The sequence below is a fragment of the Streptomyces sp. DSM 116795 genome (assembly GCF_055792905.1).
Genome location: NZ_CM147707.1, coordinates 5818712 through 5840010, shown reverse-complemented (window position 1 = coordinate 5840010; position 21299 = coordinate 5818712). Strand labels below are relative to the sequence as shown.

17 protein-coding genes, 1 pseudogene and 1 riboswitch are annotated in these 21299 nt (G+C 69.7%); of the genes and pseudogenes, 5 read left to right on the top strand and 13 right to left on the bottom strand.

Translation table 11 applies throughout. The features are described from left to right. Positions 1-264: 264 nt before the first annotated feature. Complete coding sequence (locus ACSMXX_RS25160) at positions 265-2106, top strand: AMP-dependent synthetase/ligase (RefSeq protein ID WP_473180973.1); 1842 nt, start codon at positions 265-267, stop codon at positions 2104-2106. Between the two features lie 80 nt (positions 2107-2186). Here the strand turns inward: ACSMXX_RS25160 and ACSMXX_RS25155 are convergent, their stop codons facing one another. Beyond that, on the bottom strand, positions 2187-3329 hold the full coding sequence (locus tag ACSMXX_RS25155; protein WP_473180972.1) for a glycosyltransferase family 4 protein: 1143 nt from the start codon (positions 3327-3329) through the stop codon (positions 2187-2189). Positions 3330-3565: 236 nt separating this feature from the next. On the opposite strand from ACSMXX_RS25155, the gene ACSMXX_RS25150 reads away from it, so the two are divergent. Next, complete coding sequence (locus ACSMXX_RS25150) at positions 3566-5008, top strand: glycosyltransferase 87 family protein (protein WP_473180971.1); 1443 nt, start codon at positions 3566-3568, stop codon at positions 5006-5008. Here ACSMXX_RS25150 and ACSMXX_RS25145 read toward each other — a convergent pair. The 5 genes from ACSMXX_RS25145 to ACSMXX_RS25125 form a co-directional block, all read right to left on the bottom strand. Further along, positions 4965-6269 carry a hypothetical protein gene (locus ACSMXX_RS25145; protein WP_473180970.1) on the bottom strand — a complete coding sequence of 435 codons (1305 nt, stop codon included), beginning with the start codon at positions 6267-6269 and terminating at the stop codon, positions 4965-4967. The two genes, ACSMXX_RS25150 and ACSMXX_RS25145, sit on opposite strands and share 44 nt — an antisense overlap. Before the next feature lie 34 nt (positions 6270-6303). Next, complete coding sequence (locus tag ACSMXX_RS25140) at positions 6304-7296, bottom strand: C40 family peptidase (protein ID WP_473180969.1); 993 nt, start codon at positions 7294-7296, stop codon at positions 6304-6306. A 322-nt stretch (positions 7297-7618) separates the two neighbouring features. Continuing rightward, entirely contained in the window at positions 7619-8650 is a 1032-nt protein-coding gene (locus ACSMXX_RS25135; protein ID WP_473180968.1) for a C40 family peptidase, read from the bottom strand. Between the two features lie 366 nt (positions 8651-9016). Beyond that, the gene (locus tag ACSMXX_RS25130; RefSeq protein ID WP_473184952.1) at positions 9017-10306 is read right to left on the bottom strand and encodes an NYN domain-containing protein; all 1290 of its coding nucleotides are present in this window, start codon (positions 10304-10306) and stop codon (positions 9017-9019) included. Positions 10307-10487: 181 nt separating this feature from the next. Next, positions 10488-10727, bottom strand: a complete 240-nt coding sequence (locus ACSMXX_RS25125) for a hypothetical protein (RefSeq protein WP_473180967.1) — start codon at positions 10725-10727, stop codon at positions 10488-10490. Between the two features lie 187 nt (positions 10728-10914). On the opposite strand from ACSMXX_RS25125, the gene ACSMXX_RS25120 reads away from it, so the two are divergent. Then, complete coding sequence (locus ACSMXX_RS25120) at positions 10915-11595, top strand: rhomboid family intramembrane serine protease (RefSeq protein ID WP_473180966.1); 681 nt, start codon at positions 10915-10917, stop codon at positions 11593-11595. Further along, positions 11592-11873: an Lrp/AsnC family transcriptional regulator gene (locus ACSMXX_RS25115; protein ID WP_070011961.1), complete on the top strand. Its 282-nt coding sequence runs from the start codon at positions 11592-11594 to the stop codon at positions 11871-11873. The genes ACSMXX_RS25120 and ACSMXX_RS25115 overlap by 4 nt, the downstream gene beginning before the upstream one ends. Before the next feature lie 133 nt (positions 11874-12006). Here ACSMXX_RS25115 and ACSMXX_RS25110 read toward each other — a convergent pair. The 6 genes and pseudogenes from ACSMXX_RS25110 to ctaE form a co-directional block, all read right to left on the bottom strand. After that, positions 12007-13467 (bottom strand): annotated as a pseudogene (locus ACSMXX_RS25110) (aminotransferase class V-fold PLP-dependent enzyme). A 65-nt stretch (positions 13468-13532) separates the two neighbouring features. Further along, a riboswitch (SAM riboswitch) is annotated at positions 13533-13652 on the bottom strand. A gap of 92 nt (positions 13653-13744) precedes the next feature. Then, positions 13745-14809, bottom strand: coding sequence for an anthranilate phosphoribosyltransferase (gene trpD, locus ACSMXX_RS25105; protein WP_473180965.1), 1065 nt, complete (start codon positions 14807-14809; stop codon positions 13745-13747). Positions 14810-15147: 338 nt separating this feature from the next. After that, positions 15148-16782: a cytochrome bc1 complex cytochrome b subunit gene (gene qcrB / locus ACSMXX_RS25100; RefSeq protein WP_473180964.1), complete on the bottom strand. Its 1635-nt coding sequence runs from the start codon at positions 16780-16782 to the stop codon at positions 15148-15150. Continuing rightward, positions 16779-17846 (bottom strand): cytochrome bc1 complex Rieske iron-sulfur subunit, encoded by a 1068-nt coding sequence (qcrA, locus tag ACSMXX_RS25095; protein ID WP_473180963.1) that lies wholly within the window; start codon positions 17844-17846, stop codon positions 16779-16781. Before qcrA ends, qcrB begins: the two co-directional genes overlap by 4 nt. After that, positions 17843-18655, bottom strand: a complete 813-nt coding sequence (gene qcrC, locus ACSMXX_RS25090; protein WP_473180962.1) for a cytochrome bc1 complex diheme cytochrome c subunit — start codon at positions 18653-18655, stop codon at positions 17843-17845. Before qcrC ends, qcrA begins: the two co-directional genes overlap by 4 nt. Before the next feature lie 95 nt (positions 18656-18750). Then, positions 18751-19371, bottom strand: coding sequence for an aa3-type cytochrome oxidase subunit III (ctaE, locus tag ACSMXX_RS25085; protein WP_473180961.1), 621 nt, complete (start codon positions 19369-19371; stop codon positions 18751-18753). Between the two features lie 189 nt (positions 19372-19560). Here ctaE and ACSMXX_RS25080 point away from each other — a divergent pair, with 189 nt between their 5' ends. Then, on the top strand, positions 19561-19977 hold the full coding sequence (locus ACSMXX_RS25080) for a hypothetical protein (RefSeq protein ID WP_473180960.1): 417 nt from the start codon (positions 19561-19563) through the stop codon (positions 19975-19977). A gap of 24 nt (positions 19978-20001) precedes the next feature. Here the strand turns inward: ACSMXX_RS25080 and ACSMXX_RS25075 are convergent, their stop codons facing one another. Next, entirely contained in the window at positions 20002-21273 is a 1272-nt protein-coding gene (locus tag ACSMXX_RS25075) for a L,D-transpeptidase (protein ID WP_473180959.1), read from the bottom strand. Positions 21274-21299 lie beyond the last annotated feature (26 nt).

Below are 21299 nucleotides of genomic sequence, written 5' to 3'. Positions count from 1 at the left end.
GCACCCCCGCTCCGGCCCCTCCCCACCTGCGGTTACTTCCCCCTCACCGCGTGCGTGGACTACGCTTTCGGGCGACGCCCCCGCGGCACCCCCGAGTCGTGTGACGCATCAGACATCTCAGTGCAACCCCCTACCCCGTTGACCCTACTCGTGGGTAACGTCCGGGCCGTCAGACATCCGGGGCCTTCCCGCGGCCCTGGATCCGAGCCATCGGAGGCCGCCCCCACGGTCGCCGTCCTCCGGCCGCGACGAGGAGCAAGAGTCTTGCGCGAGTTCAGCCTTCCGGCACTCTACGAGGTGCCGGCCGACGGCAATCTGACGGATCTCATCCGCCGCAACGCGGCTCAGCATCCAGATGTCGCCGTCGTCGCACGCAAGCAGGGTGGAGAGTGGGCAGACGTCAGCGCCGCCGCTTTCCTGGCCGAAGTGCAGGCTGCCGCAAAGGGTTTGATCGCAGTGGGTGTCCAGCCCGGCGACCGCGTGGCCCTGATGTCCCGTACGCGCTACGAGTGGACGCTGCTCGACTTCGCGATCTGGAGCGCCGGCGCCGTCACCGTCCCGGTGTACGAGACGAGTTCGCCGGAGCAGATCGCCTGGATCCTCGGCGACTCGGGCTCGGTCGCCTGCGTCGTCGAGACGGAGGACCACACCCGGGCTGTCGAGTCCGTACGGGACCGGCTGCCCGCTCTCGCCCACGTCTGGCAGATCGAGCCGCAGCCGGCCGCGGCCGGTACGGACGCTCTCGGTACGGACGCCGCCGGTACGGGCGCGGTCGAGCAGCTCACCGCGGCCGGTGCCGTGGTGGACGACGCGACGGTCGACGTCCGCTCCTCCAGCGCGCACGCCGACTCCCCGGCCACCATCGTCTACACCTCCGGCACCACCGGCCGCCCCAAAGGCTGCGTGCTCACCCACCGCAGCTTCTTCGCCGAGTGCGGCAATGTCGTCGAGCGGCTGCGCCCCATGTTCCGTACGGGCGAGTCCTCGGTGCTGCTCTTCCTTCCCGTCGCCCATGTCTTCGGACGGCTGGTGCAGGTCGCGGCGGTGATGGCGCCGATCAAGCTCGGCCATGTCTCGGACGTGAAGTCCCTGACGGACGAACTGGCCGCCTTCCGGCCGACGATGATCCTCGGTGTGCCCCGCGTCTTCGAGAAGGTCTTCAACTCCGCGCGTGCGAAGGCCCAGGCGGACGGCAAGGGCAAGATCTTCGACAAGGCGGCGGAGACCGCGACGGCCTACAGCCGCGCGCTCGACGACCCTTCGGGTCCGTCGCGCCGGCTGAAGCTGCGGCACAAGCTGTTCGACGTGCTCGTGTACAGCAAGCTGCGCGCCGTGCTGGGCGGGCTCGCCACTCACGCGATCTCCGGCGGCGCGCCCCTGGGCGAGCGGCTGGGGCACTTCTACCGGGGCATCGGCTTCACCGTGCTGGAGGGCTACGGCCTCACGGAGTCCTGTGCGGCGACGGCCTTCAACCCGTACGACCGGCAGAAGATCGGCAGCGTCGGACAGCCGCTGCCCGGCTCCGTGGTTCGCATCGCGGACGACGGGGAGGTGCTGCTGCACGGCGAACACCTCTTCACCGGCTACTGGAACAACGAGCAGGCCACACAGGAAGCGCTCGCCGACGGCTGGTTCCACACCGGCGACCTGGGCACCCTCGACGCCGACGGCTACTTGGCCATCACCGGGCGCAAGAAGGAGATCCTGGTGACCGCGGCCGGCAAGAACATCGCGCCGTCGGTCATCGAGGACGGCATCCGGGGGCACGCGCTGGTCGCCGAGTGCATGGTCGTGGGCGACGGCCGTCCCTTCGCCGGCGCGCTCCTCACCGTCGACGAGGAGTTCCTGCCGCGGTGGGCCGAGAAACACGGCAAGACGGAGCTCTCGTACGAGGAGCTGCTGAGCGACGAACAGCTGCTCGCGGAGCTCCAGGTGGCCGTCGACGGGGGCAACGCCCTGGTCTCGCGGGCGGAGTCGGTACGCAAGTTCCGTGTGCTGAAGGTCCAGTTCAGCGAGGAGTCGGGACACATCACGCCGTCCCTGAAACTCAAGCGTGGGGTGGTCGCCAAGGACTTCGCGGACGAGATCGAGGCTCTGTACGTCTGAGGGCGCGCCGGATGCGAGCACGGCCCGGCGGGGCCCGCCGGTCACGCCGGTCACGCCGGTCACTCAATGCGCAGGCCCCGTTAGAGCAGCGCCTTCAGCTGCTCCGCGAGCATGTCCCAGCGCCACCGCTGCACGACCCACTCCCTGCCCCTCTCCCCCATGCGGGCGCGCAGAGCGGGATCCTTCAGGAGTGTGATCACGCGGTCGGCGGCCTCTCCGGGGGCTCCGCCGCGTACTACCCAGCCCGTCTCCCCTTGCAGCACGGCGTCCGGTGCTCCGCCCGAGTCGCCCGCGACGACGGGCAGTCCGGTCGCGGACGCCTCCAGATAGACGATGCCGAGGCCCTCCACGTCCAGCCCTCTCCGGCGGGTGCGGCACGGCATGGCGAACACGTCGCCCGCGCCGTAGTGCGCGGGAAGCTCCTCCCAGGGGACGGCCCCGGTGAAGCGTACGGAGCGCTCCACCCCGGTCGCCGCCGCCAGCTTCTCCAGGTCACCGCGGTACGGGCCACCGCCGACCACCAGCAGTACGGCGTCGGGCACTTCGGCGAGAATCCGCGGCATCGCCCGGATCAGGGTGTCCTGGCCCTTGCGCGGCACCAGCCGGGAGACGCACACGACCACCGGCCGGCCGCTCAGGCCGAGCCTCTCGCGCACCAAGTCGCCGCCGGAACCGGGGTGGAAGGTCTTCTCGTCGACGCCGGGCGGCAGCTGCACCATCCGGGACGCCGCCTCGGGCGTGAGAGCACGGGCGATCCTCGACCGCGTGTACTCGCCGAGGTGGGTCAGGACGTCCGTGCCCTCGCCGATGCGGCGCAACAGCTGCCGGGAAACGGGCAGTTGGGCCCACGCCGCCTCGTGCCCGTGCGTCGTCGCCACCAGGCGCCCGGCACCCGCACGCCGGAGCGCCGGCGCCATCAGCCCGAGCGGCGCCGCGGCGCCGAACCAGACCGAGCCGCAGTCGTGTTCACGCAGCAGCTCCACCGCGCGCCGTGTCACCCGCGGCGTGGGCAGCAGCATCGTGCTGCGGTCGCGTACGACGGTGAAGGGCTGCTCGGCGTCGAACCGTGCGGTCTCCTCGGCTCCCGCACGGCTCCGCTTGAAAGTGGAGGCATAGACGACGACGCGGGAGGGATCCAGGCGCAGCGCCATGCTGTGCAGGAACGCCTGGATACCGCCGGGTCGCGGCGGGAAGTCGTTGGTGACGATCAGGGTCTTGTCCATCGCCGCCGACAGTACCGTCCGGGTGACCGGCACCGTCCGCCGACGGCCTGTCACCCGCGGCGTGCGGACAGCCGGGCATGATGACGCGCAGCGGCCACCCGGACGGGCAGAAGCACAGGCGGACGATGCACGGGGACACGGTCAACGGGGAACACGGTCAACGGGGAACGCGGTGAACGGGGCGTCGTGGCCAGGCCACGGCACGGCAGGCCACGGCAGGTGACGGCAAGGTGGGTATGACGGACAGCACGGCGGCTCCGGCATCACAGGAGGCCGGGACGGAAGCGCCGCGGACCAGAAGCGGCAGGCGGAACGGCGGCCGCGGCAGCCACCGGCGCCGGGGGCACCGCCCCGCACTCACCGCGCTCGCCGCGCCCGTCACGGTCTGGGCGCTCACGCGCACCGCGCTGCTGCTGTGCGTCTTCAAGGTCGTCATCCTGCCCGGCCCGGACTTCACCAACGACGTCAACGTCATCTACCGGGGCTGGTTCGAGGTACTGAAGTCCGGTGCGTTCCCTGAGAACGACGTCACCTGGCAGTACCCACCGGCAGCCGCTCTGGCGATCCTCTCCCCCGCCCTGCTGTCCTTCCTCGACTATTCAGCGGCCTTCTACCTGCTGGCCTGCGCCGCCGACGCCGTCGCCTTCGGTCTGCTGCTCCATGCCTCCGGGCGCCCCGGGCGGCGCCGTACGGGTGCCTGGGGCTGGGTGGCGGGCGTGGCTGTGCTGGGCCCGACCGCGTACGCGCGCTACGACCTGATGGTCACCGCCGTCGCCATCGGGGCGCTCCTCGCCGGGGCGCGGCATCCGCGTGCGGCCGGTGCCCTCGCGGCGTTCGGCGCGATGCTGAAGATCTGGCCCGGGCTGCTTCTTCTGGGGACGCCGCGAGGCCGTGCGACGCGCAAGGCGTGGACCGCCGCCCTGATCACGGGTCTTGTCGTCATGGGCCTGTTCGCGGTGACGATGCCGGGCACGTTCGCCTTTCTGGGATTCCAGCAGAGCAGGGGCACCGAGGTGGAATCGCTGGGCGCCCTGGTCTTCCATGTGGCACGGCAGTTCGGCTGGGACGGACAGGTGCTGCTCAATTACGGCTCGATGGAGTTCATCGGCCCGTACGTGAATCTCGTGAGCGACGCCGCGCTCCTGCTGACGCTCCTCGCCTTCGCGTGGCTGCTGCTGTGGCGGCTGCGTGCGGTCGAGTGGACGGAGGCGACTCCGGCGGACACCGCGTTCACCGCGGTCCTGCTCTTCACCACCACCAGCCGCGTCATCAGCCCGCAGTACATGATCTGGCTGGTGGGTCTCGCCGCCGTCTGTCTGACGCTGCGCGCGAGCCGTCAGACGCTGCCCTCGGTGCTGGTGCTGGCGGCCACGGCGGTGACGCTGCTGGAGTTCCCGCTGGGCTTCGCCCATGTCGTCGCCAGCGACTGGCTGGGCGTGCTGCTACTGACCCTGCGCAACGGCCTCCTCGTGGCCGCGTCGCTGCTGGCGTGCCGGCGCCTGTGGCGCTCGACCAAGCCCGCGCTGAGCGAGGCCCGTTCGGACGACGAGCACGGCTCGGACCACGAGGACGGCTCGGACCACGAGGACGGTTCGGACGACGAGGACGGCTCAAGCGGTCCGGACGGTCCGGGCGTCACTCCAGCTCCTTCTGTACGTACGAACGCCACCGCTCCGTGAACTCCCCCAGGCTCAGCCCCAACTCCGCCTGCATCGCCTCACCGACAGCCGCGTCCTGCCTCTTCTGCGAGGAACCGACGCGCAGATAGAGAGCCATCAGCTTCTTCTCGCCCCACTCGTCCGCGATGAGGCGGCACGCCAGCCAGCCGCTCTCATATGCGCGTCCCAGCGCCTCCGGGTCGCTGCCGAAGCGGAAGTCGCGGTCGGCGGGGAGTTCGCGGGGCAGCTTTCCGCCCTCCGCGGCGCGTACGAGTTCCGCCGCGCCCTCCTTGGGACTGCGGCCCGTGCCGCCGTAGCCGATCCAGTCGGCGAGTCCTTCCGACAGCCACAGCGGCGTGGCGCGGTTGGTGTGGGTGCGGCTGGCGACGTGCACCGTCTCGTGGGTGACGACGACCTGCTGTCCCTCACCGCTCAGCTCGCCGTACGCCTCGGGGTTGACCACGATCCGGTCCGCGGGCGCGTCCGTGTGCTCCCCGGCCTCGCCCGTGGTGACGGCGGCGATGCCCTCGTAGGAGGAGGCCGGTGCGTCCAGGAGCTGCGCCATGTTCCGCAGCGACGAGGGGGATTCGACGACGACCCTGCGCGGCCAGCTGCGCGGCCACTCGCGGTCCACCTCTGCGACCGCCCTGTCCGCCTTGCCTGCGAGGGCGCCGAGCGCCTCGCGGCTGCGGTCCGCTCCCAGCACCAGGCTCTGCTTGCCGCGCACCACGGTGACCTCGCCCTGCTCCCACAGCTGCCGGTCGCTGTCCGCCAGTTCGGCGCTGACATACCACTTGCCGCCGCGTTCGGTGAAGGCCAGACGTTCGGTGGCGGAGACGGGGGTCTGGTCGTCGCCGCCAAGCTTGTAGCGCAGGCGTACGTCGGCCTCGATGCGTCCCCGGCTTCCCGCCTTGTCCCCCTTGTCGCCTTTATCGCCCTTGCCGCCTTCCGCGCGGGCCTGCCGTACGTCCCCCACGTGATACGTCCACTGCGTCAGCGGCAGCCTGCGCAGGTTCTCGAACACCTGCCGCTGCGCGCTGCGGTAGCTCTCCTCACGCGGATCGACGGACGCCAGATAGGCGCCCTCCTCCTCACCGCGCACCGCTGCCGCCATCCGGTCCAGCACGCGCTGCACGGCGGCACGTTCACTGCTCTGACGGCTCGGCTCGGCGCCCGAACCACAGCCGCACGCCACGGCCAGCACGACGCCCGTCACGGCCGCGCTCAGCGCGCGGCGGCGTGCGGCGCTTCTCGCGTCACACCACTTCCCAGGTCCAGCCACGCGCACGATCGTACGGCGGTGTCCTGGAACCGGTTCACGGCCGGGTCACGGAGGAGACCGGCATCATGTTCACCGGGTCGTAGCGCACGGGCGCACCCGGATGCGGTGCGTGCACCACCTGGCCGTCCCCGACATACATGCCGACGTGGCTGGCGTCGTCGCGGTAGACCACCAGATCGCCGGGCCGTGCCTGACTCATCGGCACCTGCCGGCCGGCCGAGCGCTGCGCCTGGGACGTACGCGGAATGGACACACCGGCCCGGCCGTACGCCCACTGTGTGAGCCCGGAGCAGTCGAAGGAGGCGGGACCGGAAGCGCCCCACACATACGGCTTGCCGACCGCCGAGCGTGCGGCGGCGACGGCGGATGCGGCGCGCTGCGAGGAGGCCTGCGCGCCGCCGCCAGGTACGAACGAGCCGCCGCGCCCGCCCGCACGGGAGGCACGCTCGCGCTCCGCCCGCTCGGCGGGGGAGAGTTCGTGCAGCAGCTCGCGAGCCGCCTTGAGCTTCTTCAGCACGGCCTTCTTGTGATGCTTACGCTCGGCGCGCTCCCGCTGCAGCATGGTGAGCTTCGCCCCCGCCTCGGTGCGCTCCTGCTTCAGGGAGCGCTGGGAGCTCTTGAACCGCTGCAGTTCGTCCTGCTGGCGGCTGCCGATGCGGTCGAGGGTGGCGGCCTTGTCCAGATATCCGTCCGGGTCCTCGGTGAGCATCAGGGCGAGGGACGGGTCGACGCCGCCGGAGCGGTACTGCGCGCCGGCGAGCGAAGCGAGCGCGGAGCGGAGGCGGTTGACTCGCTGCTGCTTCCGGGCGGCGCTCTCCTGTGCGTACTCGACCTGCCGTTGCAGCTCACGGGCGCGCTCGTCGGCCGCGTTGTACTTCTCGGTGGCGGCCTCGGCCTGCGCGTAGAGCCTGTCGATACGGGAGCCGACCGCCGCCCGGTCCGCCGGCGCCCCCGGGTCGGCCGGCCTGGCGCCCGCGGGTGCGGCCGGGGACAGGGCGGCTGCGGCACCCGCCACCGCTGTCAGCACGGCGATACGGCTCGGCCAACTTCGGCCATGGTGGGCGGGTTTTCGATGAGTCCGGTAAGCGACCACGGCGGACGCGCTCCTTCCGTTACGGCGCGGCGAATCTAGCCGCACCGCCAGGAAGGTTCCACGCACCGCGCGCGGCGCGGTAGCCCGGACATATGCGCGGACCCCGCCGATCGACGCAGGTCAACGGCGGGGTCGGGGATCATTCCGGCGTGTTCGCTTTCACCCGTACGAACGACCTTGCCCGATGGGCGAGATGACGCGTGTGTTGCCGGAGTGGCCCAAGTTGCTGTGGAAACGGACGCCAGGAGGCGGAGAGTCAGCCGATCCGCACGCCGAACTGGAACGGCATGTTGTTGATCGACTCGTAGCGCACACCGGCACCCGGCTTCGGCGCGTGCAGGATCTGGCCGTTGCCGGCGTAGAAGGCGACGTGATGCTGGTCGCCGTAGAAGATGACCAGGTCGCCCGGGGCGAGTTCGCCGCGGCCGATCTGCGTTCCGGCCCTGGCCTGATCCTGGGAGATACGGGGAAGAGAGACGCCGGCCTGCTGGTACGCCCACTGGGTGAGACCGGAGCAGTCGAAGGAGCTGGGGCCGGTCGCGCCCCACACGTACGGCGAACCGATCTTGCCCTTGGCGGCGGAGAGCGCGGCCGAGGCACGCTGCGAGGCGGAGGCGTCGCTGCCGAGGTCGACGCGGGAGGCGGAGGCCCGGTCGGCTCTCGCCTGCTGGGCGGCGAGCCTCGCGCGGTCGTCCGCGGTCAGGGTGTTGAGAAGCGAACGGGCCTTGGAGAGCTTGGCCTGGATGTCCTTCTTCTTCTCGCCGAGCTCCTTGCGGGTGTCCTCGAGATCCTTCAGCTTGTCCGAGGCCTCCTGGCGCTGCTGCGACAGATTGCGCTGCTTGGCCTGGATCTTCTTCAGCGCCTCGGCCTGCTTGCTGCTCAACTGGTCGAGCGTGGAGGCCTTGTCGAGATAGCTGTCGGGGTCCGAGGAGAGGAAGAGCTGTACGGACGGGTCGACGCCGCCGGTGCGGTACTGCGCGGTGGCCATCGAACCCAGGCCGTTGCGCATGTCGTTGAGGTCGTCCTGACCGCGCGCCACGCTGTCCTGGAGGTTCGCGACCTCCTCGTTCAGCTTGCTCTGCTTCTCCTTGGCGCCGTTGTACTTCTCCGTCGCACCTTCGGCGTCCTCGTAGAGCTTGTCGACCTTCTCCTTGACCTCCTTCTTGGAGGCCTTGGGGTCGGCTTGTGCCGCCTGCGTGGTGAGGGCCACGGCCGCCGCGGCGGTTGCCGTGAGCACGGTCACGCGGCGAGTACGGCTGGGCTGCTTGGGTCGACGGTGGGACGCCACTGGGGCGAGCTCCTTCTTCCTCAGCCGCCTGCCGGACTGACACTCCGGCTCCACTTCGCCTTGGGCGGGGCTCTGCGGAACGAGGCGGTCCTCCGCCGTCGTCCCGGATGGACGGCCAACTGTGCGGAGGTTCGGGGCCAGACATTAGCCACGGGTAATCGTCGGATCAAATCACTCTGAGAAAAAACCTGTCACACAAGCGGATTCTTTACTCAGCTCGCACAGCGAGCGACAGGAGCGTCACGCAGGGGTGCGAACGCTGCCCAAGTGCGCCCGAGTTGAGCACCTGCGTCAGGAGTTGAGCGCGGCACACCCAGGACGGGACAAGCGGGTCGCGGCTGCCCTGAGCAGTACATCTCGGTACATCTAGGTGCGTCCGAGGCGGCGCAGAAGGAGAGTTGAGGAGACGGGGCGCGCTCCGGCAGCGGCGCAGCCGTCCGCCACTTCACGGTCCGAGGAGACGACCACCACGGCACGTCCCGCCGGTTCCGCCCGTACGAGCCGGCGGATGAGTTCGTCCGCGGTCTGGCCCGGCTTGCTGAAGAGCACCCGCACGCCGCGCGGCGGTGCCAGCAGCACGGGAGCGGCGAGTTCGGCACCGTCGAAGACGCATGTGACCTCTGCGCCGGACTGGGCCGCGAGACCGGCCAGTCCACCCAGCAGCCGCAGGCGCTGCTTGTCCAGTGGCATCGTCGGATAGCCGGTCTTGGTGACGTTGTAGCCGTCGACGACAAGATGCGCCTGCGGCAACGCGAGGAGCTGGTCGAGGAGTTCCGGATCGGTCTCCGAGAGGGCACGCGCGGCGATGTCACGCGGGGTCATGCGGGCCGGCTCGACGGCCTCGACCGTGTCGGCGGGCCGGCTCGTCGTCGGCGGCAGAGCCAACTCGCGGCGCAGGCCCTGTGCAGCGTCCAGCACGCTGTCCAGCAGCAGCCGCACCCGCATGTCCTGCACGCTGCGCCCCTCGCGAGCGGCTCGGCGTCCGGCCTCCAGCGCCGATTCCGCTTCCGCGAGCCGCGTACGGAGCCTGCGGCTCTCGCTCTCCGCGGCCGACTTCTCCGCGGCGGATGAGGAACGCAGCTCGTCCAGTTCGGCCCGGAGCTTCCGCGCATCCGCCTCGCGTCGCTTCACATCGCTCTGGGCGCTGCGCAACTTCCGCCTGGTCGCCTCCAGTTCCTTGCGCAGCGACTCCAGTTCGCCGCGGCCCCGTTCGGCCTCCGTGCGCGCGGCGGTACGCGCTTCGGTCAGTTCCCCGCGGAGTCGGGCCAATTCGCGCTGCGCCTCCTCGCCCGCCTGTTCGGCCTGGGCCCGCTGTGCCTCTTCGCCGGCGGCAGCGACCAGCTTCGGCCAGTCGACAGGGCGCAGTACGTAGGCCACGGCTGCCACATCGACCGGATCCGCGGCCGGCGGCGGAGTGCCGGACGCGAGCGCGTCGGTGAGCTCCGGGAACCGCTCACGCAGCTGTTCGGCGATCCGCTCGCGGAAGGCGGGCTCGCCCTCGAGAGCGGCGGCCATCGCGTTCGCGCCGAACCGGATGCGGCGCTGCGGGGTGAAACGTGCGTACTGACGCAGTGGGGCGGGGAGTTCGCCGACGGTCAGGCTGCCCAGCGCATCCCCCGTGAACGAGACCACCCTTCTGCGCACCTTCTCCGGCAGCGGCCTGTCGAACGGCTCGGCGTCCCCGGAGCGCGGCGGACCGGCGGGACCGGGCTCGCCACCGCCCCCGCCGGGAGCCGGCGCCGTGCCGGGCTCATGCTCCGGCTCGGCGCCCGGTGCCGACGGCTCGCGCTCCGGGCCGCCGGCAGTCCCATCCACCACCGTTCACACCTGCCGTTTCTCAGACCTGAGCGCCCGGCCGGTCCACGAGCTCGACCTGGTCGGCGGCGTCACACCACCGGCAGCGCACGGATTCGATGCTCTCACTGAGCACCTCCTGCTCCTCGGTCCGCGCCTCACCGGCCAGGTCCAGGTGGACGTACTCGACGACCTTGCTGGAGCGCGTCACGTCGAAGCGCGTCAGATTGCCGCAGAGTGTGCAGCGCCACCTGGTTCCGTCCGTGGGCTTGGGGACCGTCATGGTCTCGACCTCATTCCTTCGAGCGTTCACGGGCTTCGGAGCGGTGCGACCACGAGTGCGTGCGGTAACCGGACGAAAGCACAGCATCGCCTGCCGTAACCCTAAGACCTGCCGCACACCGTGTGTCCCGAGGAGCCTGCCCAGTGGCCGAGCCGTCATGAACCGCACCGCGCCGAAGCTTCCAGTTGTGACCTGTGCACTTGTCCTCCTGTGCGCCGTGATCTTCCTCACCGGCCCGGTCTCGGGCTTCCTGCCGGTCTACGGCACCGGGTCCGCCCTGCACCGGGCGCAGGCCTCGTATCTGAACCACTGGGGTGTCGTGCCGCGCACGCTGTGGAGCGGTGCCCTGCGGCCTTTGATCACTCCGTTGACCGCGCTCTTCCTGCACGGAAGCTGGCTGCACCTGCTGGGAAACCTGCTCTTCCTCCACGTCTTCGGCGGCCCGGTCGAGATGCGCATGGGCCGGCTGCGCTTCGCCGTCTGCTATCTGAGCGTGGGCTGCACCGCCATGCTCTGCTACGCGGCGGCGCACCACCAGTCGGCGGAGACGCTGGTGGGGGCCTCCGGGGCCGTCTCGGGGGTGCTGGGCGCCTTCCTCTACCTCCACCCGACGGCCCGGGTCACCAGCCTCTTCCCGTTCCTCTACTTCCTGCCGCTGCGCTTTCCGGCCTGGCTGGTGCTGGTCTTCTGGCTCGCGCTGCAGTGGATCGCGGCACGGGGCGACACCGACGGGCCGGGCGTGGCCTACCTCGCCCATGTGGTCGGATTCACCCTCGGCTTCCTCTACGCCTGGGCGCGTTTCCGCCGTTTCCGTACGGCTACAGTGGGCACGCCCGCTCCGGCGACCCAGGGAGAGTCGACACCGTGATCACCTCGATCGTGCTCATCAAGACCAGCACCGAACGCATCCCCGAGATCGCCGAGCAGATCGCCGCGCTCGAGGGTGTCAGCGAGGTCTACTCGGTCACCGGTGCGCACGACCTGATCGCGATGGTGCGGGTGGCGCGGCACGACGACCTCGCGGACGTCATCCCCGGCCGGATCAGCAAGGTGCCGGGGGTGCTCTCCACGGAGACCCACATCGCCTTCCGCACCTATTCACAGCACGACCTGGAGTCGGCCTTCGCCATCGGTCTGGACGCCTGACGGAGCGGCCCCCCCCGGCGGGCCGGCTCCGTTCTCCGCGACGATGCCGCCCGGCTCCGTCTCGGTACTCCGTTTCCGTACTCCGTCCCGTGCTCCGTCTCCGTCCCGGCTCAGGCCGGGAGCTCCGGACCGGCTACGGGACGCGGCCGCCCGGCTCCGGCACGCACCGGCCGTTCTCCGTGCGGTAGCGCCACCTCGCGCCGTCCCGTACGAGTTCGCGCACCGCCCGTACGAACCGCTCCACGTGCTCCTCCGGCGTCCCCGCGCCGATGCTCACCCGTACGGCGTTCAGTGACTGCCCCTCGGGGGCACCGCACCCGCCGGTGTCACCGCCTCCGGCTCCCAGCAGCGCGCCCACCAGAGGGTGGGCACAGAAGAGGCCGTCGCGTACGCCGATGCCGTACTCCGCGGAGAGGGCGGCGGCCAGATGCGAGCTGTTCCAGCCCGCCACGACGAACGAGACGACACCGACCCTGCGCGAAGCCCGGCCTTCGGCCCGCGAGCCGGTGCCCGTGCCCTCGTCGTCGCTCCCGAAGAGGGTGAGCACCTCCACCTGCGGCACCTGGTCCAGCCCGGCGAGCAGCCTCCGCGTCAACTCCTCCTCACGTGCCGCAAGTTGGGCGAATCAGGCCTCCGTAAGAGCCCGGCATGCGGACGCGACGGCGTACGCCCCGATCACGTTCGGCGAACCGGCCTCGTGCCGGGCGGGCCCGCTCTGCCACTCCACCTCCACGCCGCCGTCCGCGCCGCGCGCGACCTTGCGGCTCGCGCCGCCGCCCGCCAGATACGGCTCCCCCGCGTGCAGCCAGTCGGTGCGTCCGGCCAGCACACCGGTTCCGAAGGGCGCGTACAGCTTGTGTCCGGAGAACGCCACCCAGTCGACGTCCAGTTCACCGATGTGCACGGGCCGGTGCGGGGCGAGCTGTGCCGCGTCCAGCACGATGCGGGCTCCGTACCGGTGCGCGGTGGCGGCCAGCCTCCGTACCGGCCAGATCTCACCCGTGACGTTCGAAGCCCCCGTCACGCACACCAGCTTGGGACCTTCCGGTGCGGCGCTGAGCGCGCTCTCCAGCGTCGCGACGGCCTCACGCGGCGACCGCGGCGCGTCCAGGAAGACCGTCGTCGCACCGGCGCCCTGCCAGGGGAGCAGCGCCGCGTGGTGTTCGGTCTCGAAGACGAACACCCGTGTGCCCGCCGGCAGCGCCGACGCCAGCAGGTTCAGCGAATCGGTGGTGGAGCGGGTGAAGACGACCTCGTCGCTCTCGCGGCAGCCGAGGAACGAGGCCACCGTGGCCCTGCTCCGTTCGAAGAGAGCGGTCGAGTGCTGGGAGAGGTACCCGGCGCCTCGGTGCACGCTGCCGTAGTACGGGGCGTAGGCGGCGACTTCGTCCCAGACGCTGCGCAGTACGGGCGCGCTCGCGGCGTAGTCCAGCGCGGCGTAAGGGAGTTCGCCGCCCGTCACGAGCGGCGCGAGGACGTCCAGACCCAGTACCGGCAGCGGTTCCGGGACCACCGGAACGGCAGCGGACTCGGACGCGGATGCGGATCCGGAAACCGGCGCGGAAACGGACGCGGGCGCGACGGACAGGCTCATGCGATGACTCCCTCAAGACCAGGGATCCCTGCCTTGGGACTCCCCGCCGAAGGCAGGGGAAGAGGGATCCGTGCTTGCCGAACGGCCCTGCTGCCGTACGGCCCGGTCATCACCCGGGGCACCCCACCACGGAAGGAGGGTTGCCGGACAGCGGGCCGGGGCCTTCATCGCTGTCACTCGTGACCTGGCGGGAAGTATGGCACAACGTTCCGACGGCCCTGCCCCGCAGTCCGTATCCCGGACAGGGCCGGCAACGGGGCAGGACCGGACACAGGTGTCACATGTGGCTGGCCGTCACCCAGCGGTCCAGCGCGGCCCGTGCGGCACCGGTGTCGACGGACTCGGCGGCCCGTTCCATCGCGGCGCGGATCTGCTCGGCCAGCGGGCCCTCCCGGGGCTCCAGGGCGACGAGAGCCGCCGCCGAGTTGAGCAGCACCGCGTCCCGCACCGGGCCGCGCTCACCGTCCAGCACACGGCGGGCGACATCCGCGTTGTAGGCCGCGTCGGAGCCTCGCAGCGCCTCGACGGGCACGATGTCGAGCCCGACGTCACGCGGGTCGAAGGACTCCTGGCGCACCGCTCCGTCCCGTACGACCCACACCGTGGAGGTGGCGGTCGTCGTGAGCTCGTCCAGGCCGTCGTCACCGCGGAAGACGAGGGCCGAGGAACCGCGCTCGGCCAGCACGCCCGCCATGATGGGTGCCATGCGGGCGTTGGCGACGCCCGTCGCCTGTGCCTGCACACGGGCGGGATTCGTCAGCGGGCCGAGGAAGTTGAATGAGGTGGGGATGCCCAACTCGCCCCGCGCATTGGCCACATGCCGCAGCGACGGATGGAACTTCACCGCGAAGCAGAAGGTGATGCCCGCCTCGGAGGCCACCTCGGCGACACGCTGCGGGCTCAACTCCAGGTTGACGCCCAGCTTTTCCAGTACGTCGGAGGCGCCGCTCGCGCTGGAGGCCGCGCGGTTGCCGTGCTTGACGACCTTCGCGCCGCATCCGGCGACGACGACGGCCGACATCGTGGAGATGTTGACCGTACGTGCCCTGTCGCCGCCCGTGCCGACGATGTCCACCGTCGGGCCGGGCACCTCGATCACGTTGGCATGCTCGTACATCGCCCGCACGAGACCGGCGATCTCCCCGACCGTCTCACCCTTGGCGCGCAGCGCCACTGCGAAGCCCGCGATCTGGGCGTCGGTCGCCTCGCCCCGCATGATGCAACCCATCGCCCACGCGGTGGCGTCGGCGCTCAGATCCTCACCGGCGAGCAGCGACGTCAGTACGTCGGGCCAGGTGCGGAGGCCCCCGGTGGGAGAGCCGGCAGACGGAACGGCACTCATGATCCCTCCTGAGGTCCTCGGATCGGCTGTGCCCGCACGCCGGTTCCCCTGCCGGAGCTGCGGAGGCACCGCGGCGGGACCGGTATGCGGGGTACGGCGTGGGGGCGGCCCGGGCTCCGGGCCCGGCCAGCCACCACCCTAGCGGCACACGTCCCCGGCCAGGACATCCGTTTCCGTGAGCGGGTCGGGACGCCGCCGCCGGTACGGGCGGCACGGCCCGCCCTGCGTACAGCCTCCGCACCCCGGGGCGCCGCTTCCGGCGTCCGGGCACACGCGACGGGCCGGGCTCCCGTTCGGGAAACCCGGCCCCTCGTACGTGGCGGCTCGTACGCCGCGGCTCAGTGGTGGCCGTGGCCGCTGGTGAGCTCCTTGTACTCCTCGGCGGTCGGCTTGGGGATCTGCGCCTGTTCGCCGTAGTAACCCTTGGAGAGCCGTGCCCGCAGCTTCTGCCCGCGGCCGACCTTGCGCTGGACGCCGTTCTCGTCGACCTCGGGACCGGCCTCGTACGGCTTGTGCTGCTCGTGCGAGGTGAGGGTGTGCAGCTGCTCCTGCGAGAGCTGCTCGTGCACCTCGATGAACTCGCCGTGCGGAAGCCGCTTGATGATGCCGGACTCGCGTCCGTGCAGCACCTTCTCCTTGTCGCGGCGCTGCAGGCCGAGACACACGCGGCGGGTCACGAAGAAGGCGATCACCGGCACCACGAAGAACGCGATCCGCACGAACCATGTGATCGAGTTGATCGACAAGTCGAAGTGCGTCGCCACCAGGTCGTTGCCGCCGCCGATCAGCATCACCGTGTACCAGGCGATCCAGGCCACACCGAACCCGGTTCGGGTCGGGGCGTTCCGCGGGCGGTCGGCGATGTGGTGCTCGCGTTTGTCGCCCGTCACCCACGACTCGATGAACGGGTACACGGCGATCGCGGCCAGCACCAGCGGGAAGACCATGAGCGGGATGAACACGCCCATCACAAGCGTGTGCCCCCACAGATGGATCTCCCAGCCGGGCATGATGCGGATCAGCCCTTCGGAGAAGCCCATGTACCAGTCGGGTTGGGCGTTGGTCGACACTTGATCCGCCCGGTACGGGCCGAGCGCCCAGATCGGGTTGACCGTGAAGGTCGCCGAGATGACAGAGATGACGCCGAAGACGAGGAAGAAGAAGCCCCCCGCCTTCGCCATGTACACCGGCAGCAGCGGCATGCCGACGACGTTCTTGTTCGTACGGCCGGGACCGGCGAACTGCGTGTGCTTGTGGTAGAAGACCAGGATCAGGTGGGCCACCAGCAGGCCCAGCATGATGCCCGGCAGCAGCAGTACGTGGATCGAGAAGAACCGCGCGACGAAGTCGTGGCCGGGGAACTCGCCGCCGAAGAGGAACATCGACATGTAGGTGCCGATGATCGGCATGGAGAGGATCGCGCCCTCCATGAACCGCACGCCGGTGCCCGAGAGCAGGTCGTCCGGCAGCGAGTAGCCGGTGAAGCCGGTGAACATGCCGAGCACGAACAGCAGGAAGCCGAACAGCCAGTTGATCTCGCGCGGCTTGCGGAACGCGCCGGTGAAGAAGACGCGCATCATGTGCACGAACATCGCACCGAGGAAGATCAGCGCCGCCCAGTGGTGGATCTGCCGCACGAGCAGACCGCCGCGTACGTCGAAGCTGATGTCCAGGGTGGAGGCGAAGGCCTCCGACATGCGCACGCCCTGCATCGGCACGTAACTGCCGTGATATTCCACCTCGTTCATGGACGGGTGGAAGAACAGCGTCAGATACACGCCGGTCAGGATGATGATGATGAAGCTGTAGAGCGCGACCTCACCCAGCATGAAGGACCAGTGGTCCGGGAAGATCTTGCGCATGTTGGCCTTGGCCAGGGTGTAGATGCCCAGGCGGCCGTCGGCCCAGTCCGCGACCCGCTCGCCGGCGGGTGCCTTGCGCTTCGGGGCTGTGGTCTCGGTTGCTGTACTCATGCTCGACGCTCCCAGTAGGCCGGGCCCACGGGTTCTTCGAAGTCGCCCAGCGCTTCGAGGAATCCGTCGTTGTTGACGCTGATCTTCAGCTGCGGCAGCGCGTGGCCAGCAGGGCCGAAGATCACTCGCGCACCGTCCGCCAGGTCGAATGTCGACTGGTGGCACGGGCAGAGCACGTGATGTGTCTGCTGCTCGTAGAGGCTGACAGGACAGCCGACGTGGGTGCAGATCTTGGAGTAGGCGACGATCCCCTCGTGGGACCAGTCCAGCTCCCGCTTGTCCTTGATGTCCTCGGGTTCGAGACGCACCAGCATCAGGGCCGCCTTGGCGACCTCCTTCTGGAACTCCTCGTCCTCCTCCTCGAGCCCCTCGGGCCAGGCGAAAGTGAGCGATCCGACGCTGATGTCCTCGGGACGCAGCGGCTCATGGGTGTTCTCGTTGATGAGCAGCTTGCCCTTGCTCCACAGCGTGTGCTCCAGCTTGTCCTCGGGCAGCGGGCCTAGGTCACGCAGCAGTACGACGCCGGAGAGCGGCAGCAGGGTCAGTGCGCCGAACATGGTCTTGCGGATCAGCGAACGGCGGCCGAGACCCGACTCCTTGGCACCCTGCGCGAAGTCCTCCATGACCTTCGTGCGGGTCTCCGGCTCGGCGGAGACGGCGTGCCGCTCGTCGACCAGCTCGTGGTCGGACATCAGGGTGCGCGCCCAGTGGACCGCGCCGGCGCCGATGCAGAAGAGCGCGACGCCGAGGGTCGTACCCAGCGCGAAGTTCAACGCGCCGATGTTCCCCGCCGGCCAGACGTAGATGATCTTGTCGACGGGAATCAGCACGAAACTCGCGATGAAACCCAGTGTGGCCAGCATCGACGCGGTGAAGAGCATGGCCACGACGCGCTCGGAGCGCTTGGCGGCACGCTCGTCGAGGTCCTGGATCCGTGGCTCGTGCGGGGGCATTCCCGGGTCGGCGAACGGATCGTCCGCGACGGCTACCGCGCCGTGACCGTTTTCCTGCTCTTTCGGCAGGTGCTTCTCTGACACGTTCTCGTGTGATCCAGTCTCGCTCATGACTTCTTGGCCTTTGCGGTGCGAGCTGCGACCCAGATGGCGACGAGGATGAGAACGCCGAGACCGAAGATCCAGGCGAACAGGCCCTCGATGACCGGGCCGAAGCCGCCGAGCTTGTAACCGCCGGGGTTCTCGGAGTCCTTGCTGTTCACCGCCTTCATGTATGCGGCGATGTCCCGCTTGTCCTGCTCCGGCATCACCTTGTCGGGGAAGGACGGCATGTTCTGCGGGCCTGTTTGCATGGCCTCGTAGACGTGCTTGGGGTCGACGTCCGCCAGGTTCGGCGCGTACTTGCCGTGCGTCAGCGCCCCGCCCTCACCGGTGAAATTGTGGCACTGGGCGCAGTTGGTACGGAAGAGCTCGCCGCCGTTCGCGATGTCCGCACCACTCGGGTCGTACTGGCTCTTGGTGGGCGTGACGGGACCGGACCCCAACGAGGCGACGTAGGCGGCGAGCTGGTCCGTCTCGTGCTGGCTGTAGATCTTCTTCTTCTTCGGCACCTGGGCGCCCGGCTGCTGGGCGGGCATACGGCCGGTGCCGACCTGGAAGTCCACGGCCGCGGAGCCGACGCCCACCAGACTGGGGCCGTCGCTGCTGCCCTGGCCGCCCGTTCCGTGGCAGCTGGAACAACCGACCTGGTAGAGCCTCTTGCCCTCCTCGATGGCGAGGGACTGGCTCGACGACTGGTCGGCCTTCGCTTCACCGGCGGGAGCGAACGCGGCGTACAGCCCCCCGGTGGCCGCCAGCGCGAAGATGAGAACGACGAGCGCCGCCAGCGGATGGCGCCGTCGTGCGGAGAGCTTTTTCACGGATTACCCCGGTGTCAGGATCTTCTGCGTCGATGCTTCTGCTTGCGTCTGTCACTGTCCGGCTCGCGCTCGCGCACGGACCGGCGCCCGATCAGCTACTTGATCAGGTAGATCGTGGCGAAGAGGCCGATCCAGACGACATCGACGAAGTGCCAGTAGTAGGACACGACGATGGCTGCAGTGGCCTGCTGATGGGTGAAGCGCTTGGCCGCGTACGTCCTGCCGAGCAGGAGCAGGAACGCGATCAGACCACCCGTCACGTGCATCCCGTGGAAGCCGGTGGTCAGGTAGAACACCGATCCGTAGGGATCCGAGGAGAGGGTGATGCCGTCCTTCTCCACCAGCTCCGTGTACTCGAAGATCTGGCCACCGATGAAGATCGCGCCCATCACGAACGTGATGATGAACCAGCCCCGGAGCCTCTTCACATCGCCCCGCTCTGCGGCGAACACACCGAGCTGGCAGGTGAGCGAGGAGAGCACCAGGATCGTGGTGTTCGCCGCCGAGAAGGGCACGTTCAGCGAGTCGGCGTGTTCCTTCCAGAAGTCCGCACCCGTCACGGACCGCAGGGTGAAGTACATCGCGAAGAGGGCCGCGAAGAACATCAGCTCGGAACTCAGCCAGATGATGGTTCCGACGCTGGTGAGGTTCGGCCTGTTGACCGACGGGTGCGCGTGCCCGGTTTCTACTGCTGTTGCTGTCGCCACGACCGACATTATGTCGGTCGCTCATACGGCCCTTACTGCCGGGGTGCCGTTCGGTGTGTCCAGCACGCGTGCACCGCTCAAACAGGCCTCTCCCGCGGGCACACGGAGCGGTGTCGACCGGGCGCGCCAGGGAGTAACATCCGCGCTGCGGCCCCTTGCCGCCATGTGTTCACGTGCGAGACGTCCAGCGGAGGAACGATGCAGCCGACCGCCACGGTGCTGGTCTACAGCGACAACGCCGACACCCGCGAGCAGGTCCGGCTCGCCGCCGGCCGCCGCCCCGCCGCCGACGTGCCGCCCGTCGAGTACGTGGAGTGCGCGACGCTCCCCGCCGTCCTGTCCACGCTGGAGAAGCACCGCATCGACGTGTGCGTGCTCGACGGGGAGACGGCACCGGCCGGCGGTATGGGTGTGTGCCGGCAGATCAAGGACGAGATCTTCGACTGCCCGCCCGTGCTGCTGCTGATCGGACGTCCCCAGGACGCCTGGCTGGCGTCCTGGAGCCGCGCTGAGGCCGCCGTATCGCACCCGGTCGACCCGGTCGCCCTCGCGGGCGCCCTGGCGGGGCTTCTCCGTGAGGGCGACGGGGCGTCCGCTCAGGTGCAGCCTCTCTGAGCCGTTCCGGCCCTGCGGTGCCGGTCAGACCTGGGGACGGAGCCGGTTCACTCCGGTTGCGGAATCGACGCCGGCGTGGTCCTGGGTGCCGCGGAGAAGGGCGCTGCCCTTCTTCCACTTCTTCCAGGACAGGTTCCAGTCCCCGAACCCGTTGCCGAACGGCGCCATGTCCTCGCCGCCGGAGTTGACGTACTTCACCGGCACGCCCTGCCGTACGTTCTCGAAGAACCACTGGGCGTTCGCGGTGCTCATGCCGGTGCAGCCGTGGCTGCTGTTGGACACCCCGTGCGAGCCGGACGACCAGGGGGCGGCGTGCACGTACTCGCCGCTCCAGGTGAGCCGCGACGCCCAGTGGACACCCAGGTCGTAGGACTCGCCGCCGCCGATGCCGACGCTGCCGCTGCGCATCCGTACGTACGACTCACGGCCCAGGATGACCTTGGTGCCGTTGCGGGTCTCGAAGCCGGCCTTGCCGGTGGTGATCGGTATCTCCTTGACGACCTTGCCGTTCTTGCTGAACTTCATGGACAGGCCGGACGCGTCAGCGAGCGCCTCCACCCGGTCGCCGGTCTTCAGCTTGACGGGCTTGGCCTTGTCCCCGTACAGGCCCTCGCGCACCTTCAGGCCCTTGAGACGGGAGCTGACGCTGATGCTGGCGTGCGCGGGCCAGTACTCCTTCGGGCGGTAGTGGAGCTCCTTGCTGTCCACCCAGTGCCAGGCGCCCTCGACGTGGGGCGAGGACTTCACCCTGAGCGCTCCCTCGACGAGCTTGCGCTGCTTGGCGCCCTTGACCTTGTGGCTCAGCTCGGCGGTGACGGGCTGAGCCACGCCGTAGGTGCCGTTGTCCGGCCCGAAGGTGACACCGAGCCGCTTCGCGTGTGCGGGCTTGGTCTGGAAGTTCAGCGTCCGGCGCCCCTGCTCGCCGGAGCCGTTCTCGGTGCTGATACGGACGGTGTAGCGGACGCCCGAGGCGAGGTCCGAGGTGCTCCGCCAGCGGGTGCCGTCCTCGGAGAGCTTGCCGCTGAGGAAGCGTCCCGCGGTGTCGACGGCCGTGACGTCGGCTATTCGTCCTTCGTCTCCGGTCGTGGTCACTTCGAGGGGCTTGGAGGGGTCCACGACGGCCCCCTCCTCACCCGCGCTGACGGATATCTGGTTGCTCGCGTCGTACGGGGCACCTGCGAGCGGGCTCCCTTCGCTGCCGACACTGCACGCGGACAGTCCGACAGCCATGGGCGCGAGGGTGAGGGCACAGCCGGCTGTGATCCGGCGCTTCATCCTGTTCGAAGAGTGATTCATAGGCCCAAGGTAGGAAGTGTCGCCAT